The sequence below is a fragment of the Paenibacillus sp. TC-CSREp1 genome, assembly GCF_050171015.1.
In the GTDB taxonomy this organism is placed as follows: domain Bacteria; phylum Bacillota; class Bacilli; order Paenibacillales; family Paenibacillaceae; genus Paenibacillus; species Paenibacillus silvae.
Window position 1 is genome coordinate 45,530 of sequence record NZ_JBNOKM010000012.1, and the last position, 16,803, is coordinate 62,332.

General features: G+C 45.9%; 14 protein-coding genes. 4 read left to right on the forward strand and 10 right to left on the reverse strand.

Features of this window, described 5'->3' with window-relative positions; genetic code table 11:
• Positions 1–60: 60 nt before the first annotated feature.
• Complete coding sequence (locus tag ACQSGY_RS19000) at positions 61–390, reverse strand: ArsR/SmtB family transcription factor (RefSeq protein ID WP_427179868.1); 330 nt, start codon at positions 388–390, stop codon at positions 61–63.
• A gap of 214 nt (positions 391–604) precedes the next feature.
• Here ACQSGY_RS19000 and ACQSGY_RS19005 point away from each other — a divergent pair, with 214 nt between their 5' ends.
• Together ACQSGY_RS19005 and ACQSGY_RS19010 are read left to right on the forward strand one after the other, a co-directional pair.
• A complete protein-coding gene (locus ACQSGY_RS19005) occupies positions 605–1,564 on the forward strand; it encodes an alpha/beta hydrolase fold domain-containing protein (RefSeq protein ID WP_427179869.1) in 960 nt (319 codons plus the stop codon).
• Positions 1,565–1,704: 140 nt separating this feature from the next.
• Positions 1,705–2,424, forward strand: a complete 720-nt coding sequence (locus tag ACQSGY_RS19010; protein ID WP_427179871.1) for a suppressor of fused domain protein — start codon at positions 1,705–1,707, stop codon at positions 2,422–2,424.
• Between the two features lie 327 nt (positions 2,425–2,751).
• Here the strand turns inward: ACQSGY_RS19010 and ACQSGY_RS19015 are convergent, their stop codons facing one another.
• A complete protein-coding gene (locus ACQSGY_RS19015) occupies positions 2,752–3,597 on the reverse strand; it encodes a LysR family transcriptional regulator (RefSeq protein WP_427179873.1) in 846 nt (281 codons plus the stop codon).
• Between the two features lie 33 nt (positions 3,598–3,630).
• On the opposite strand from ACQSGY_RS19015, the gene ACQSGY_RS19020 reads away from it, so the two are divergent.
• Positions 3,631–3,966: a DMT family transporter gene (locus tag ACQSGY_RS19020; RefSeq protein WP_427179875.1), complete on the forward strand. Its 336-nt coding sequence runs from the start codon at positions 3,631–3,633 to the stop codon at positions 3,964–3,966.
• Positions 3,966–4,277, forward strand: coding sequence for a DMT family transporter (locus ACQSGY_RS19025; RefSeq protein WP_427179877.1), 312 nt, complete (start codon positions 3,966–3,968; stop codon positions 4,275–4,277). The genes ACQSGY_RS19020 and ACQSGY_RS19025 overlap by 1 nt, the downstream gene beginning before the upstream one ends.
• Positions 4,278–4,403: 126 nt before the next feature.
• On the opposite strand, the gene ACQSGY_RS19030 is transcribed toward ACQSGY_RS19025, so the two are convergent.
• From ACQSGY_RS19030 to gnpA, 8 genes are all read right to left on the reverse strand, one after another.
• A complete protein-coding gene (locus ACQSGY_RS19030; protein WP_427179878.1) occupies positions 4,404–5,981 on the reverse strand; it encodes a glycoside hydrolase family 43 protein in 1,578 nt (525 codons plus the stop codon).
• On the reverse strand, positions 5,978–6,877 hold the full coding sequence (locus tag ACQSGY_RS19035; protein WP_111269743.1) for a carbohydrate ABC transporter permease: 900 nt from the start codon (positions 6,875–6,877) through the stop codon (positions 5,978–5,980). Before ACQSGY_RS19035 ends, ACQSGY_RS19030 begins: the two co-directional genes overlap by 4 nt.
• 16 nt (positions 6,878–6,893) lie before the next feature.
• A complete protein-coding gene (locus tag ACQSGY_RS19040) occupies positions 6,894–7,868 on the reverse strand; it encodes an ABC transporter permease (protein WP_188594476.1) in 975 nt (324 codons plus the stop codon).
• Between the two features lie 281 nt (positions 7,869–8,149).
• On the reverse strand, positions 8,150–9,823 hold the full coding sequence (locus ACQSGY_RS19045) for an extracellular solute-binding protein (protein ID WP_427179881.1): 1,674 nt from the start codon (positions 9,821–9,823) through the stop codon (positions 8,150–8,152).
• Between the two features lie 171 nt (positions 9,824–9,994).
• Complete coding sequence (locus tag ACQSGY_RS19050; RefSeq protein ID WP_427179883.1) at positions 9,995–11,578, reverse strand: response regulator transcription factor; 1,584 nt, start codon at positions 11,576–11,578, stop codon at positions 9,995–9,997.
• A gap of 11 nt (positions 11,579–11,589) precedes the next feature.
• The gene (locus ACQSGY_RS19055; RefSeq protein WP_427179885.1) at positions 11,590–13,392 is read right to left on the reverse strand and encodes a histidine kinase; all 1,803 of its coding nucleotides are present in this window, start codon (positions 13,390–13,392) and stop codon (positions 11,590–11,592) included.
• Between the two features lie 82 nt (positions 13,393–13,474).
• On the reverse strand, positions 13,475–14,182 hold the full coding sequence (locus tag ACQSGY_RS19060) for a DNA alkylation repair protein (RefSeq protein ID WP_427179886.1): 708 nt from the start codon (positions 14,180–14,182) through the stop codon (positions 13,475–13,477).
• A gap of 443 nt (positions 14,183–14,625) precedes the next feature.
• Positions 14,626–16,800, reverse strand: coding sequence for a 1,3-beta-galactosyl-N-acetylhexosamine phosphorylase (gene gnpA, locus ACQSGY_RS19065; RefSeq protein ID WP_427179888.1), 2,175 nt, complete (start codon positions 16,798–16,800; stop codon positions 14,626–14,628).
• Positions 16,801–16,803: the final 3 nt, after the last annotated feature.

The window sequence follows — 16,803 nt, forward strand, 5'->3', positions numbered from 1 at the left end:
TAATCAAACAAAAAAACAAGAGACTCCGGTCCAGGCCAGCAGTTGCTCTTGTTTTCCGTGTCAGCTGTCTTTGCGCATATCCTCCAGCATTGATATGGCATCGACCAGATGATTGTCAAAAATTTGTTTGGCAACCACCAGCAGGTCTTTAATCAGCGGATCACGCAAGGAGTAAGTGACTGTTGTGCCCTCCTTCATGCCTTGAACCACATTTTTACTGCGCAGCACGGCCAGCTGCTGAGAGACAGCCGAACCTTCCGATCCGAGAATGCTCTGCAGCTCATTAACGTTTTTATCCCCTTCACTCAGCAGCTCCAGAATGCGGATACGCATCGGATGTGCCAGTGCCTTGAAAAAATCAGCTTTGAACTGCTGTACGCTCTGATTCATACCCTTTGCTCCTTCAATCGCTCTATCACGCTGTCCATATCATAACATATCCCGTGCTCCAGCTTCACTCCAGACTGAACAAGCCCCTCTGTTCATTCAAGAGGATCGTCATCACAAACAGGGTTGACCTTGAAGTGTACTTCAAGCTTTATACTTTATTTAATCCCTGCATCTAATATATTCTAATTTCATCAGGAAGGAACGTGAAACAGACATGAGCCTTTATATTCATAACAAAAAACGCTCTGTTACGAGCTACATATTTGAGAAATATATCGCAACATTAAATACCAAAAAAAATCTGTCTACAAGAGAACTTACCCGGAAACACCTGGAGCATATGGGCATGGAAAATACCAAACCTTATCAGATGGGAAAAGTAAAACTGGCCTCCCCTTTAACAGAGCATATTTATGAGGACATTCAAGTATTTACACTAAATGACCAGCACTCCCGCGCACAAAAGGTCATTCTATATATCCATGGAGGAGCTCATACACATCAGCCATTATCTCTGCACTGGAAGTTCATGGACCGTATGGCGCAGGCTCTGCATGCCAAAGTGATTGCTCCAATCTATCCGAAAGTGCCACATTATAATTACCAGCATACGTATCCCAAACTGCTTCAACTATATCGCGACATTCTGGGTTCCGTAGACCATCCGGCACAGATAACCATTATGGGTGATTCCGCTGGCGGCAACATCTCTCTTGGCTTGGCCCATTATGTAAACATGCATGATCTGCCTCAGCCTAAAGATATCATTCTGTTATCGCCTTGTGTAGATATGGTGCTGGACAACCCGGTGATCTTTGATTATGAAACTCGCGACCCGATGCTGGCTGTAGAAGGCTACGATGTCATTCGCCGAATCTGGGCAGCCGATAAACCGCTGCATGATCCATTAATCAGCCCCATCTATGGCAACTTTAATGGTTTGGGCAAGATCAGTATCTTTATTGGTACGCATGAAGGTTTGTTTCCTGACAATATGAAACTGGACAAGCTGCTTACAGATCAAAGGATTGAGCATCATACGTATGTTTATCCCAAAATGAACCATGTATTCGTTTTATATCCTATCCCTGAGGCACGAGATGCCCAGCGCAAAATAATCAATATCATTAATACTACAGCACCTGAATACGAAACAATCTCGAATCAGTCGTAATCAGCAAACTAAACGGAAGAATGACTGTTACTGCTGCTGAAAATGCCTATAACATCCGACCAAAGCCTCCCGCTGCTTCTGTGCCCGATATGATATGATGAAAAGGCAAATATACCATTTTGTGCAAGGGAGAGGTAAGCATGAGCAACTCATCAGAGTTTTCGCCCGCTGGCGTTCCTATTCTTCGTCATAAGCAGCATGAACGTGAGTGGCAATCTACTTCTTATGTAGAAGAAGAATGGCTGAAACGGATAGAACAACACGCTGACAAATATCTCGGTGAAGCCGAATCGGTATTCCATGAACTGGTGTCAGACAAGGTGCACATCGATGTTCATATGGTCCGTCCTACGCCGGAACGCAATTATTATACGTTGTATACAACCGGTATGAGTGCTTTGCCTATGAACACACCTGAAGATGCACAGGAATACGAGTATGCAGAGCTGATGATCTGTTTGCCGCCAGATTGGCCTTTGTTGCAGGAGGAACTGGAGAATTCGGAAAACTACTGGCCAATACGCTGGTTGAAAACGATGGCTCGTCTGCCGCATGACTACGATACCTGGCTGAGCTGGGGGCATACTGTACCGAATGGTGATCCCGCGCTACCGCTCTCCGGCAACACAGACATGTGTGCCTTTATCGTGCTGCCTCCGCTTGAGGTGCATGAAGATTTTCTGACGCTGGATATGGAGGACAGACAAACTGTGCACTTTTATGCGATCCTGCCCATCTATCTGGAAGAGCTTGAGCATAAGCTGGAGTATGGCTTGGATGCTCTGCTTGACCAATTCGAAACACATCATGTGAATGAAATACTGGATTTAAACAGGGTCAATACATGTGCTGATGTTTAAGTTAAAGCATTAGATAATTCTTCGCAGGAGAATTCCTCGTCCCAAGCATCCAGGTTGATAACCTTCCCCTGAAAACTTTAATGTTACAGACATAATGAAACGGCCTTTCTCCATTAATTCAGGAGCAAGGCCGTGTCCCCAGATAATACGCTTTACCATCTTTATTGAAGAAAATCGTTGGATCAATACCTTCCCCTCATTCAATAAAATAAGGACCAGACTACAGCCCCATTAAATTTCCGCCATGGGGTACTGGATATATAAATGGTATAACCTGAAGTTATACCCATATGAAAATTAAACAATTTTGCATATCCGATTTCCCTACTATACTTTGTTTATTGAATGGTGATGTAATTGGTGCCAAACCATATCAAGAATGTGCTGACTATATGAAAAAAGATACAATTTTCTAATCAATGCAGCATCCTTAAATCTGACAAATTGTAAATGCTCGTAATAATGATCTTTAATCATTAAAGAAGGAAGATAAGTGATACCATAGCCCTTTATAACGTAGTCAATAATGATTGTATAGGGAACAGAAATTACTTTCTTAGGACGGATCTCCTTCTCTTCAATAAATGATTCAATATTGTTATAGAGACGGCTTTCTTTTGGTGGCAACACTTGTGGATATTTTAAACAATCCTGTAGAGTAACCGCTTTGCTTTTTGTTAAAGGATGTCCTTTGGGGACCACAATTTGAAATTCTTCTTCATAGAGAAATTTCGAGAAAAGCCCTGTGTGGTTTGGATAGTCTTGTACAATTGCCGCGTCAATTTTTCCTGATTCAAGCATTGTAATAAATTCAAAACATTCTTCCTTAGTTATCGTAAGTTCAATAGGAATTTCTCCTTCTAATTCTGGAAGATAATACGTTGCTAAAAAAGGAGAAACACCAAAGCGAATTTTTTCAATTTTACGATGCTCATTCATCTTGTTCCTTAAAGTATGCACAATTGGATGAATGTCCTCGAAAAGATTCCTTCCATGATCTGTGAGTGACATCCCTTGATGAGAGCGAATAAAGAGTCTATAGCCAAGCTCTTTCTCAAAAAGTTGAATCTGTTTACTTAGAGCTGGCTGGGTTATGTGGAGATGGTGTGCAGCACGACTGAGTGAGCCATGTTCTGCTACTGCAATGAAATATTCAATTGTTCTAAAACTCAATATATACACTCCTTTAGAAATGAGGTTCCATCGATGACATATTATATTATACTTCTCATTTCCATTTTATTCGAAGTGATCGGCGTGGTATTTTTGAATCTTACCAATGGATTTACAGTGCTAATCCCAACACTTTTAGCCATTTTCTTTTACTCTTCATCCATCGCGATATATATTTTATTAACTGCCAATCGAGAAGTAGGTATTGTGAACGCAGTTTTCGCTGGAACAGGTACAGCCTTAGTTACCCTAATGGGAATTTTATTTTTCAACGAATCCGTATCAGCATTAAAGTTGTTAGGTATTGCGTTAATTATCGGTGGTTCAATTGCAATCAATGTAAAGCCTAAAAAGAAGGAGCTGATATAGTGGAGTATATCTTATTAATTTTAAGCGTTATTTTAGGTGTCTCAGGGCATATGTGCGTGAAAATGTCGAAAGGATTTAAAATAAAGCTGCCAACAATAGGCGCATTTATTCTGTTTATTTCCAGCATATATTTTGTTTCATTAGCCACAAAAAAACTTGAAATCAGTATTGTCTTCGCTATTTGGGCAGGTTTAACGATTGTTTGTACAACTTTACTTGGCATTGTTCTATTTGGAGAATCAAACGATAAGAGAAAAATCTTATCCATACTTTCCATTATGTCAGGTGTCATGTTATTAAAATTATTATAATCCATTGTCGCAGGGATTTATTTGAATACTTGGTTCTTTATTTGAATTTAAAAAAAGCAGGTAAGCTACTAATGTATTAAGCTTACCTGCTTTTTTTTCTATTAACTACAACATCAGCTATTTATGCTAGTATGAACCATACTCGAACCAGTCGAAATCAGCGACCTGATCGGAGGACTGACCGTTGCTGCTGCTGAACATACCGATACAACACCCGACAAAACCGCCAGCCACTTCCGTGCTCAAGCTGGTTGTATCCACTTGTCCTGCAACCAGATGGTATTCGCGTCCATCTGTGCTGTAATAGAAGCTGAGCTGCTGCCCAAGCGCAGCCATCTTGAGGTAGACTCGCGGAGTCTCCCCATCCAGCACAACGCGTCCAGCTTGTGATTCCACACCGCCAAGCCAGGTCATGACTCGCAGTACCTGATGCCCTTCTTCGATCGCCCGCTCTATACGCACATGATACTGGTCGTTCTGAATAACGACCAGACCGGCTGTTTCATACTCATGCTGCGGTACAAATTCCATGGCCGCTGCTGCCACGTAATCCATATGTCTTTGCCGCACACAGACAAAGCTGGAGCTTTCAAGTTCCTTCAATGTTTGCGGTTTCAGCTTCAAGCGCAGGTATCCTTTGCGTTCCGTCAAGGAATACAGGTCCTCCTGCGGATTACGCAGGAACATCCACTGCAAGCCCAGACGATCATGGTCAAAATGTTCACAGCGCAAATCCGGTGCCACAGGCGCAGCAGGCAGTTGAAGCACGCCCCTATCCTCCAGCTTGCCAAGCCCCCGATTGACAACTGGCCAGCCATCCTCCCATTCCACCGAAGCAATGAAGGTCTCGCGGCCAAGGTTGCTGAAATCTCCACCGTACGGTCTGGAGGCCAGCATCACCATAAACCATTGTTCATTAGGCGCCTGCACCAGGTCAGCATGTCCAACATTGATTACCGGATAGTGCTTGCCCATATGACGATGCGTAATAATCGGGTTATTCGGATTGCCGACATACCCCCCGGTTAAACTGCTGCTGCGTGCAATTGTGACCGCATGGTTCAGACCTGTGCCGCCTTCTGCAATCATCAGGTAGTAATAATCTCCGATTTTGTATAAATGCGGACCTTCCGGCCAGATTACATCCACCATCGCCCCGCGCCACAGCACATAGCTGTCACCCACCAGCCTCATGCTGCCCAGATCAAGCTCCCGCAGCCACACTTCCCAGTTTCCGTTATAACGAACACCCTCGGAGCAAGGCCGTGTCCCCAGATAATACGCTTTACCATCTTCATCGAAGAAAATCGTTGGATCGATACCTTCCGCTCCTTCAATGAAATAAGGATCGGACCATGGCCCCGCCGGGTCTGTAGCGGTCACTACGAAATTTCCGCCATGGGACACATTGGTGGTGATCATGTAGAAAAGCCCATCATGATACCGAAGCGTCGGGGCAAAAATCCCTTGCGAATGCCCTGCTCCCTTCAGATTGAGCTGCGAAGCTCGGTCCAGTACATTGCCGATCTGCTTCCAGTGAACCAGATCGCGGCTGTGAAAGATCGGCACGCCCGGAAAATACGCAAACGTAGAAGTGACCAGATAAAAATCATCCCCCACCCGGCATACGGACGGATCAGGATAGAATCCTGGCATGATTGGATTGTTAAACGTACATAGCTCGCCTTGATTTGCATTGTTCATTCTTTTACCCCTCCAATGGTGAGTCCAGTGACAAAGTATTTTTGCAAGAACGGATACAGCAAAACGATGGGCATTGCCGTCACAATAGTAATCGCTGCCCGAATGGATACAGGGGTAACCATGTTTGTCACATTTTTATATTGATCCACATTGACGGTTCCCCCTTGTGACGTTGACGAGGATAACAGCTTCATTAACTCATATTGCAGTGTTGTCAGGTTGCGATTGCCTGCCGTATAGAGCATGGAGTCAAACCATGAGTTCCATTGACCCACAGCTATAAATAAAGCAACTGTAGCCAGCACCGGCTTGGACAGCGGAAGCACAATACGCATGAAGATGCGGAAATCTCCGGCTCCGTCCATCTTGGCCGATTCAATCAGTCCTTCCGACAATCCCTGAATATAGGTACGAATGACAATCATGTTAAATACACCGATCAGGCCCGGAATAATGTATACCCAGAAGCTGTTCAGGAGTCCAACCTGTTTGATCAGCATGTACCCGGGGATCAAGCCGCCGCTGAAATACATCGTAATCACAAAGAGTGTTGTAACAAGCTTGTTAAACATGTATTCCTTGCGGCTCAGTACATAAGCCAGCATAGCGGTACAGAAGAGCTGCACCACCGTTCCGACGACGGTTCTCGCAACCGAGATAAATGCCGCTTGGGTCAGATGAGGATTCTGGAACACGGACACATAATTTTGCAGCGTCCACTCCCTCGGCCAGAGATAGATTCCCCCGCGAATCGTATCCAGACCGTTATTGAAAGATACGGCAATGGTGTTTAAAAAAGGATATAACGTAACAACCATAACAAGCAACATAAATATACCATTGGTAATCGAGAAAATAGAGTCACCCAGGCTTCGTTTTCCACTAATTCGGTTCATAGCGCTTCCCCTCTCATCATATCAACCGCTCTTCACCGAGAGATTTGGCAATCCCGTTGGCGATAAAGATGAGCACCAGACTGACTACACTTTTGAAAATCCCGGCTGCGGTAGCAAGGGAGTAGTTTCCAAGATTAATTCCGTATTTCAGCACGAATATATCAATGGTCTCGGATACATCCTGCACCAGTCCGTTCCCCAGCAAATATTGGATCTCAAAGCCTGCATTCAGCACGTTACCCACGTTGATAATCAGCAGGATAATGATGGTTGGTTTGATGCTCGGAAGGGTGACATTCCACATTTTGCGGAAGCGACCCGCTCCATCAATGGAAGCCGCCTCGTACAGACTCGGATTAATGGAAGCCATCGAAGCGAGATAAATAATCGTGCCCCATCCAATCTCCTTCCACATGCTGGACAGACCCACGATGCCCCAGAAATATTTCGGTTCGGCAAAAAAATTGATCGGCGTGTCGATAAGCCCCAGCTTGGTCATCAGCACATTTACAATCCCGTTTTCCGTTGATAGTACATTCGCAACGATACCTGTTACGATAATCCACGACAGAAAGTGGGGAAGATAGGACACCGTCTGCACAACACGTTTAAATAAAACCATCCGCAGTTCGTTGAGCAATAGCGCCAGCCCAATCGAACCGACAAACCCGAGAAACAGACTGATGAGACTCATCGCCAGTGTGTTGCGAATGACACGTAAAAAGGTAGGATCCGTAAACAAGGTACGGAAATGATCCAGCCCTACCCACTCCTGCTCCATCAGGCCCAAGCCTGGTCTGTAATTCTGGAAAGCCATCAGCCAGCCCCATAAAGGCCCGTAGGCAAAAATAGCAATAAACGCAATGAAGGGGAAGGACATCCACATCAATTGACGCTGACTTTTCATTCTGGACAAGTTATATCCGATCCAGCTTTTCCCTGAAGGAATATGGCTGGTATTTAACGAGGGCTGCAGCTCCTTTTTGGCCATACGTTCTCTCTCCTTGATTACAAGTTTTATCTATATCATCCAACCCGGATGATTCGAATCCATTCCAGTCCAATAAACCCACGTCTATGTGTTGAATAAGAAAGGCTATAGGGATGCCCCATAGCCTCTGACTTGCTCACAACTTGCGTATCCTGCTCGTCGTATTACTTATCATTTCTCTTGTCGTATTCCTTGCCGAATTTCTTGTCGTATGACTTCATAATGCTTGTCACATAACTGGACGTATTGCTTGTCATGCTACCTGTAGCGTCTGTCAGTCCTTAACCCCACAGCTCCACACGTCTGCGAACCTCTTCGGTCAGCGCATCCTCATAAGCTTTAATATCCGCGCTCTCTTTCAGCGTCGATTGATATTCTTCCCATGTCTTATCGAACTCGGCCGGAGATGTCATGATTACTTTTGGCAGCCATTTCCGTTTTACATCATCCATCTTCTGTCTGGCAATTGTCTCTGGTTTGTTTGGCTCGAAGTTGTACGTATAGATCGGGAACCAAGGCTCGTTGTCCTCTGCCGGCTCCAGGAAATCGGTAAATTTGGTGTATCCGTAAGCCTTGAGCACTTTTTTGTCGATATCATTCAAGGTTGCAAGGTACTCTTCCGGCTGTTCTTTCGGGTCCATTGCATTTTTGCCGTCTGCTGTCATACCTTCATGATGCGGGAAGTACACCAGCGGGCTTCCTGTGTTCGCAAGCACCCAGTCCGGATCTTTGGCATTGGCACGCTGCTCCTCATTACGGGAAAATACACCTTTGTCATCCACCTGATAATCGACATCTTTCTGTCCCCACGTTCTGAGAACCTCAATCTCAGGATCAAGCAGGTCGTTAATGTATTGCAGTGCTCCTTCAACATCTTCACAGCTCTTCGTGATCGCCAGTCCGCCGTTAACATTCAGGATTGGCTTATGCTGATAACGCCCCTTCACATCCTCGGACAATGTAATGGACAGCGGCACGTACGTTCTTTCATACAGCTTTTGTTTGACAAGGGAAGCCTCTGCGTCAAGGAACTGCCATCCCTGATCGACCATGCCCAGTACACGTCCTGTTGAAATTTTGGAAATGTACTGATCGTAGTTGGCTGTGAACGTTTCGTTGTCTACGAGTCCTTTGTTGTAAACCTCATTGATCTTTTTAAAATAAGCCTTCGCTTCCGGAATCGTATTATAGTTTTTCGCTGTTAAAGTAGCCTTGTCGATAATAGCGGCCCCTTCGTTCGGATAACCAGCCAGGAACAGTGGTGGGTTCTCCAGCGCGAAGTAACGCCAGTCGTAGGAGATAATCTCAAAGCCAATCGTTGGCTGACCGTTAATCGTTGGATTGGCTGCTTTGTACTTTTCGATCAGATCGAAATATTGATCCAGCGTTTTGATCGTTGGGTAATTCGCCCACTCCAGCACCGCTTTTTGAATCCAGAATGCTTCCCCATCATGGGACACCTTCATGGAATCACCCTGCACGTTGCCGAATTGCGGAATGAAGTAGATGTGACCGTCGGTTGAATTTTTCATCTTTTTCCAATCGTCACCGAGATAGTTTTTGATATTTGGATATTTGTCGATGTAGTCTTCCAGTGGTACAAGCGCACCGGCAGACACCAGCTGCTGTGTACCATCACTGCCATCAATAAAGTCCGGATACTCTCCACCTGCAATCATGACCCCGATTCGTTCTTTGGCCGTCTGTCCTGTAAGCCAATCCATCGTTACTCTTACACCCGTCTTTTCCTCAATGGCCTTCATCACACGATTATCGTCAGGTGCAATCTTGCCAGGTACGGCAAAAAATGCGGAAAATTGCTTCAGTTCCTTGCCGTCTGCGGTCTTCTCATCCGTTTTTGATGCGCCTGGCGTACATCCAGCCAGCACTACCGTCAGCATCAACGTCAGTAAAACGAACTGCCTGAATCTTTTTCTGACATCCTTTTTCATCATGACCCCTCCAGCCAAGTATGTTGAGAACCGCTCTTTGGAAAGCGCTTTCCAAAGGCTGACTTAAAATTATCATTGTTACCTGTGCCGCTCAACGGGACAAATTATAGACCTCATCCCAATAATTCCAGATATGCAAAAAATCCTGCTCCCCTCTCAAGGGGGACAGGATGATTAATCCGAAGTATGCATCATGTGTGCCCTTTTTCGATATTGAGCTGGTGTCTCTCCCCTGATTTTCTCAAAACGGTTAATAAAATAATCCGAATCCCGATATCCCACCATCACTGCAATCTCATACACCCTGTAATCCGTTCTGCGCAGCAGCCGGGTGGCCTCTTCAATTCGAATCTGATTCAGATAATCACTGAAGCTGACGCCGTAATGTTTTTTGAAAATCTGTCCAAGATACGCACTGTTCATATAAAACTGCTCCCCAAGCAGCTTCAGGCTGATATTATCCATATAGTGCTCATGAATGTACGCCTCAACCCGGGCCAGCACACCCATTGCATTCCATTTCTGCCGCTCCTTCAGCTTCTCCGCACATTTGTATGAGAACTCACACAGATTCTCGATATTCTCTTCCATCGACAGCATGGCATAGTTCTCCTGCAGAAACGTCGATTGCATCCATTCCCCGTCCAGACTCAGATCGCTGTCGTCTCTGTTAACCAGTCCAAGCAGAGTATACGCCAGATAATGCAGATGGATACCTACGATGCCTGGCTCAATGCGCTTCTCCAGAAAAAATTGAAAAACAGCCTGTGCATGACCACGTATATCCTCGGTGCGATGCTCCTCTATAGCCCGAATGAGTCCGTCAAAAAGCTGTTTTTCCCGTCCGGCGGGCTGATTGTTAAATACACCTGTATCCATATGCTCAAAATAATAGATTGGACCGTATGCGCTAAAGAAACGCAAGCTTTTAATTTTACCACAGGAGTAATAGGACTCATGCAGCTCCTCCAGCTTGTTAACTTCCCTGCCTGCATAAATGGCAATCGCTGCACTTTGTATGCGGCTCAATTCGGTATACAGCCGCGTGACGTATTGTTCGAGTGATACTGCCTCCTGCTTCAGCAGCAGATCGGTTACAATATGGAGCACCCTGTTTTTCTCGCCTGTAAAGGACTTCAGGACATACCCCGCATACTTGTGGTTGAGAGCAGCTTCCACATGCAGACACCCTTCTGTCTGCTGCTGTTCCTGCTCCGACTCTGTTTCAATCATCAAACATCGATATCTGGTAGCTGTCCCGTAAAGGCTTTGCACGTGATCAAACGTATCCTCATCCGCCGTTCCAAGCAAGATCGATTGCACATGCTGAGCAAGAACGATCTGTTCCTGCTTTTCCTGATGCCGCTTTTCTTCTGTTCTCTCCCGAAAGAAATCTCGGAAGGTCTCCAGCACTTGCTGCAGTTCGTCCTTGACAATCGGTTTGAGAATATAATCGTTCACCTGATACTTGATCGCTTGTTTGGCATACTCAAATTCATAGAATCCGCTGAGCAGCACCATTTTTATCTCGCCGCCATACTGCTCATATATAATTTTGGCAAGCTGCATCCCGTCCATTTCAGGCATCTTAATATCGGATATAACGAGATCAGGCTTCACAGCCCGAATACATTCGAGCGCCTGTAAGCCATTTGAAGCTTCCCCGCAAATCTGAAATCCCATTGCATTCCAATCCATCAGCAAAAGTAGTCCTTGGCGAATAAATGGCTCATCGTCCACAATCAGCACGTTGATCATATCCTCGCTCCTTATCCCTGAGATGCTTGTACAAGAGGAATTTCAATCCGAATCGTGGTTCCCTTGTACCTTTCACTGACAATGTGCACCTGAACACGTTCATCAAAGTACATTCGAAGCCGTATAAAAGCATTCATCACCCCGATGCTGCTAAGCTCGCTGAGCCGCTCCAGACTTGGATCAAGCATCATATCACGCAGCATAGACAGCTTGTCTTCATCCATTCCAACCCCCGTATCACGTATAACAATGTGCAGCTGCTCTTGCTGCTTCTGGAAGCTTACTTCTACCACACCATCACTTGAGCCGCCCTCGATGCCATGTATGCAAGCATTTTCCACAAAAGTTAATACCGTCAGCTTCGGAATTCTCATCTCCAGAATGTCCTCATCGGCAGCATGGATCACGAACTGCAGCTTCTCGCCAAAGCGATACTGCTGAATAACCAGATAACTCTCGACAAAACGAATCTCATCCTGAACGGTAACCAGATCATTGCCCCAGTTGATCGTCTGTCGCAACAGCAACGCCAGCTTCTGAATAATGTCAGACGTTTCATGCTCATCCTTGATCAGACTTCGCATACGAATGGTTTCAAGGGTATTAAACATAAAGTGTGGGTTAACCTGGCTCTGCAGCGCCTTTAATTCAGCCTGTTTCTTCGAAAGCTCCAGCGCCTGCCGTTCAACCTGTCCTTTAAATACAATTTCGATCAGATTCCTGATTTTGACCACCATCATGTTATAGCTGTGGGTCAAGCTGCCGATCTCATCCTTGCCGGCGGGTTCTGTGATTACTTCGAATTTTTCCTGTTTAACCTGGTCCAGATGCCTTGCAATTCGCCCTACCCTGTCAACAAGCGATCTGGAAATCAGCCAGATCAGCAGTGTCGGCACCAGCAAATTAAGGATAATAAGCAACAGCAGATTTGCTCTGGAGTCAATCATCTCCGTTAGAAAATCAAGTTTCTCTCCACGAACGATAATTTGCCAATTTTCCGATACAACAGGAATGGATTCCGTGGATTGCGAAGCATCCAGCTCCATGCTGGACATAAGGTTAAACGGCTTCCGCGCCTGATTCATCTGTGCATCATTGGAGAAAATAATGCGATCATCCGAAACGATATAGATTTTGCCGCCAGCTCCCTCGTTTTTGAAAGACTTATTGATGAAGGCATAATCGAGATCAACCTTTAACACCTTCTCCACCTGCTGCTTCCCGAAATAATTCAGTTTGCGAATAATGCTTACCTTCCGTCCACCTTGACTTTGCGACATCTCTGCCTGCTGCTTGTCAAAATACGAATAGATCATCATCTGGTCGTCCGTGTTCATCAGGGCCTGATACCATTCACTCTTCCTGATGTCATCGTTCAGCTTGATAAAGTTGCCTCCGTTCACGAAGGTATCATTGTCTACATAAAAGGTCACCTGGTTCACCTGCTGGTAGCTGTAATAGTACCGAACCAGATTGTTGCCGCTCAGCATATCATAATATGCAAAATAATAATCTTCCTGATTACGGTATTTGGACTCCATAAACCGATTCAGCGTCGCATCCGTGTATAAAAAATTGGATACGTACAGGCTGTTGTCCAGACTGTTCCGCAGATTAAAACGAATCCGCTGCTGCATTTCGTTGATTCTGCTCTGCTCCTTCGCTTCGATCTGGCCTTTGATGCTCTGATAGAACACGGCATTGGTCGCCAGCACAGGAATCAGCACACAAAAAATAAACAATATGTATAACTTCGTTCTAAGACTCCAATCATCCAGCACCTGAATACGCTTACAAGCTAATTTGGGTTTCATGATCGTTGTTGTCTCCCCCACCCGTGTCGTCCATTAAAACCATTATAACGAGCAATGGTGATAATGGAATACACGTTTCGGATTAACATCTTACATATTTGCGTTTAAATCCAAGCTGATTGCGGTCCATTGCCTTTTGAATATTATCGGAGGCACTGATCAGCTTGCTTTTTGGCTTGTCCTGACCGACTTGCACAGGTCCAACCTTCTTCGCCGTTTCTACGGCCAGATCATGCAGCGAAACATAAGATATGGCAACGGTGTAGATAAACAGATTCATGGCTATTTTTGCACGTTCGGGAGCGGTGTGAATGGTCTGCTCCACTAGTGCAAGCATCTGTCTCAGCTTATCTTCCTCAAACTCGGCATCCTTGCGGCTGCCCAAAAGCCAGCAGTAACAGCTCCACCCGCCGGACATTCGCAGCTCCTCTCCACTGGCAATCCAGGTATCTGCAACGTCCTGTGCTATATCCGTCTCGGCCAGCGTCACAGCAACTACATAATCGGATAACATGTAGAAATATGCCGCATCCATCCAGCGCTCAAAATCGGCAGGGCTCATCGCTTTGGGATCGGCAATAACACCAGCAAAATACATCGCATCATAATTGCCTGTAGCATACAGCTGTTCAGCCAACGGCTGATTTTTCTTGATCTGCTTTGCCATCGGTTTCATCGCCCCTGTCGCCACACCAAACAAGGGTTCATGCGCACCGTTGGACAGATAGATTTTTTTCGTGCGTTCCTTGCCTAAAGCTTCAAGCTCCTGCATAACCTCATTTACATTCATGTGAGCAGCTCCCTTTGTAAGGATTAAGTTTACACGGACACTCCGATGACAGAACAACCTTCTAATCGCTGTTATCCCCGGATTTTTTCGATTCCCTCTTTCAAGGGAAAAATCCGGTGATAAAGGCGTAGCCTATGCTTCCGATGCAGCTTTCTTTCAGAAAGCTTTTAGCTTCGCTTTTCCAGGTTTTTTCTGTCCTCTCCGTTAAAGTGTAAATGAATCGTTTAGTCTCATAGTAATTAAAAGCAACTCGCGCTATACATAGCTTCAAGTTTTGAAATACTTTCTATCAGTCTAGCACATCAGGCCGTATGTCCACACAGGCAACGTATGGCATTCAACGTAAAATGTTGCAGGCGCAACAAAAAGCTCAAAGGCTTGCAGCGTATGTGCTACGAACCTTTGGGCTCTTTTACTTACTATGGGGTATTCGCTCCCTGATGTTAAACCGTCGCCTGCGCTCCAATCTGGGTGATAATTGTATCATATGGAGCGATCTCCAACGTTTGCATTCCATACTCGGTGGCAATTGTTGTTGTCTGCGCCTGGTCACTGTTGTTGATCACAACCAGCTTGCCGCTCTCGGGATAATACGCACATTCGGTAAGTACATTATCCGTAATATACCGGGCGCTTTGCAGTTCATTACCGGCAAAACGAATCAGATTCAGCAGCAGCCTGGCATTCGCCCAGCTGAATTCAAACGAGGACAAATAGATGCCTTTCCCTTTGCCAAAATCATGAATAGACAGCGCAATGTTTCCTCCCGTTTCCTGCACCACTTCAGCCGTTCCATCCGTTAGATAGACTTGCGGTTTACCTGTCATAGACACACCTTCTGGCATGAGCTGGTACCGATCCTGCACATCATAAGTCCATTTGCCATGCACCACGCGCGCTCCTGTGTCCTCATCCACCCCAAGCACATGAGCCATGCGGAAAAAAGTATCATAACCTTCCACCGCTGACGGCTGGTTAATGCCGATGAACGTGCTGCCTTCGTGCACCCAACGCGTGAGCAGCTCCACACATGTCGTATCATGCCAGTGCTCGCCGCCGCTCCACGCTGAACCCGCTCTGCCCGCATTAATGACCACATCGACCTCGCTCAGCACACCTTGACGAATATCTTCAAAATCAATAAACCTGACGTCTAGCGGCAACCCTGATAGCGCCTCGTTCACATGGATCAAATCATGCATGAAGGTTTCGTGAAAATGACCCGACAATGTCCACGACCTCAATCGGCCCCAGCTATGGAGCACCGCTACCCGTGTCCGAAGCTGAAACGGCTTGCCTGCCTGATGCAGCTCCTTGATCTCCCTGAATTCATCTGCCACATTCTCGATGTAGTCTACAAAGTCTGGATAAGGCTCCACCAGATGCAAATATCCTCCGAGTCCAATCCGGTCGATCTTCTCACGCAGCAGTGCGCGCCGAATGTTAATCCAGTAGTTTTTGGCGTCCAGCGTTGGATTGCCCCCTTCCTTAAAGGTCGGCAGTCCACCCAGTCCGACGGGGAACAGATAAGGGTGAAGACGAATCTCATGTGTATCCACGTTGATGCCCGAGCACATTCTGGCCTCATACCCGGAGAACACACATTTGATCATGCCGTCAAACCCAAACTCCTCAAAGCGCTCATTATATGGCTCCATACCTACCCAGCTGTCATCGTAGAATACGTAAGCAAGCTTGCCATGCCGATGCACGATATCAATCAGTTTGCGGCCAAACTCAATGACAAAATCATTGATGAATGCCATCCAGTCCAGCTTTCGCTGTCCCGCAGGCATATGACTGACCTGGTACTTTCCACCATTCACAAAATCCTCTGCCGTGAGTGAATAGCCATATTTTTCGGCAAATAAGTCCAGACCTCTCGAACTTACCGTGAAATCGTAGGAGCCCCAGTCCGAGAACAGATGACGGTTCCGCTCATCACTGCCCCATATCCAGGCAAAATTATAGAATAGAGACGTAAACCTAACCACCGTTGTTTCCGGGTGAGCAAGGCACCACTTTTCCATCCAATCCAGCAGATAGGTCTGCGTATCCGCATAGATCGGGTCGATCTGCATCAGGTGCTCCTTGTGCCAGTTGTTCGTAGTGTGATTGTACATCGAGATTTCTTCCCAGATACGATAAACCATAAAGCTCACTGTGTACTTATGCCAAGGCGTAATTCCTGTGAGGACCACGTTCCCGGATTCCCTTTCGTAATTCCACTGGCTTCTTGGCACTTCCTGTCCTGTCGTACGGTCAACCACCTGCCAATACTTCAACGCTTCTCTGGAATCATTAACTTTGAACTGTTCGGCAAAAAAATCTTCCATCAGATAGATGGAAACGTAATCCTGCACCGCCACCTTCGGCTGGGTGATCAGAAAACATTGCTGCAGCTTATCGGGATTCCTCGATGCCCACTCATTATGATCACGGATGATACAGATCGTCGAATAAATGCCGTATCCGGCCTGAATAATCTCCTCCGACAATTTCGTCCCGTCACTATCGCGAATGACATCGGCTCCCCACCGTTCAGCAAGCTCTAATGTCAGCGCCTCATAACCCGATTCTCCCGGTAACGTGAAGGCACCTTTGGTTGATTTCGGCAAATT

What these genes read in the sequence shown, in the direction of transcription:
- ACQSGY_RS19000 (WP_427179868.1), bottom strand. Translation starts at nt 390, where the DNA reads ATGAATCAGAGCGTACAGCAGTTCAAAGCTGATTTTTTCAAGGCACTG.
- ACQSGY_RS19005 (WP_427179869.1), top strand. Translation starts at nt 605, where the DNA reads ATGAGCCTTTATATTCATAACAAAAAACGCTCTGTTACGAGCTACATA.
- ACQSGY_RS19010 (WP_427179871.1), top strand. Translation starts at nt 1,705, where the DNA reads ATGAGCAACTCATCAGAGTTTTCGCCCGCTGGCGTTCCTATTCTTCGT.
- ACQSGY_RS19020 (WP_427179875.1), top strand. Translation starts at nt 3,631, where the DNA reads ATGACATATTATATTATACTTCTCATTTCCATTTTATTCGAAGTGATC.
- ACQSGY_RS19030 (WP_427179878.1), bottom strand. Translation starts at nt 5,981, where the DNA reads ATGAACAATGCAAATCAAGGCGAGCTATGTACGTTTAACAATCCAATC.
- ACQSGY_RS19035 (WP_111269743.1), bottom strand. Translation starts at nt 6,877, where the DNA reads ATGAACCGAATTAGTGGAAAACGAAGCCTGGGTGACTCTATTTTCTCG.
- ACQSGY_RS19040 (WP_188594476.1), bottom strand. Translation starts at nt 7,868, where the DNA reads ATGGCCAAAAAGGAGCTGCAGCCCTCGTTAAATACCAGCCATATTCCT.
- ACQSGY_RS19045 (WP_427179881.1), bottom strand. Translation starts at nt 9,823, where the DNA reads ATGATGAAAAAGGATGTCAGAAAAAGATTCAGGCAGTTCGTTTTACTG.
- ACQSGY_RS19050 (WP_427179883.1), bottom strand. Translation starts at nt 11,578, where the DNA reads ATGATCAACGTGCTGATTGTGGACGATGAGCCATTTATTCGCCAAGGA.
- ACQSGY_RS19055 (WP_427179885.1), bottom strand. Translation starts at nt 13,392, where the DNA reads ATGAAACCCAAATTAGCTTGTAAGCGTATTCAGGTGCTGGATGATTGG.
- ACQSGY_RS19060 (WP_427179886.1), bottom strand. Translation starts at nt 14,182, where the DNA reads ATGAATGTAAATGAGGTTATGCAGGAGCTTGAAGCTTTAGGCAAGGAA.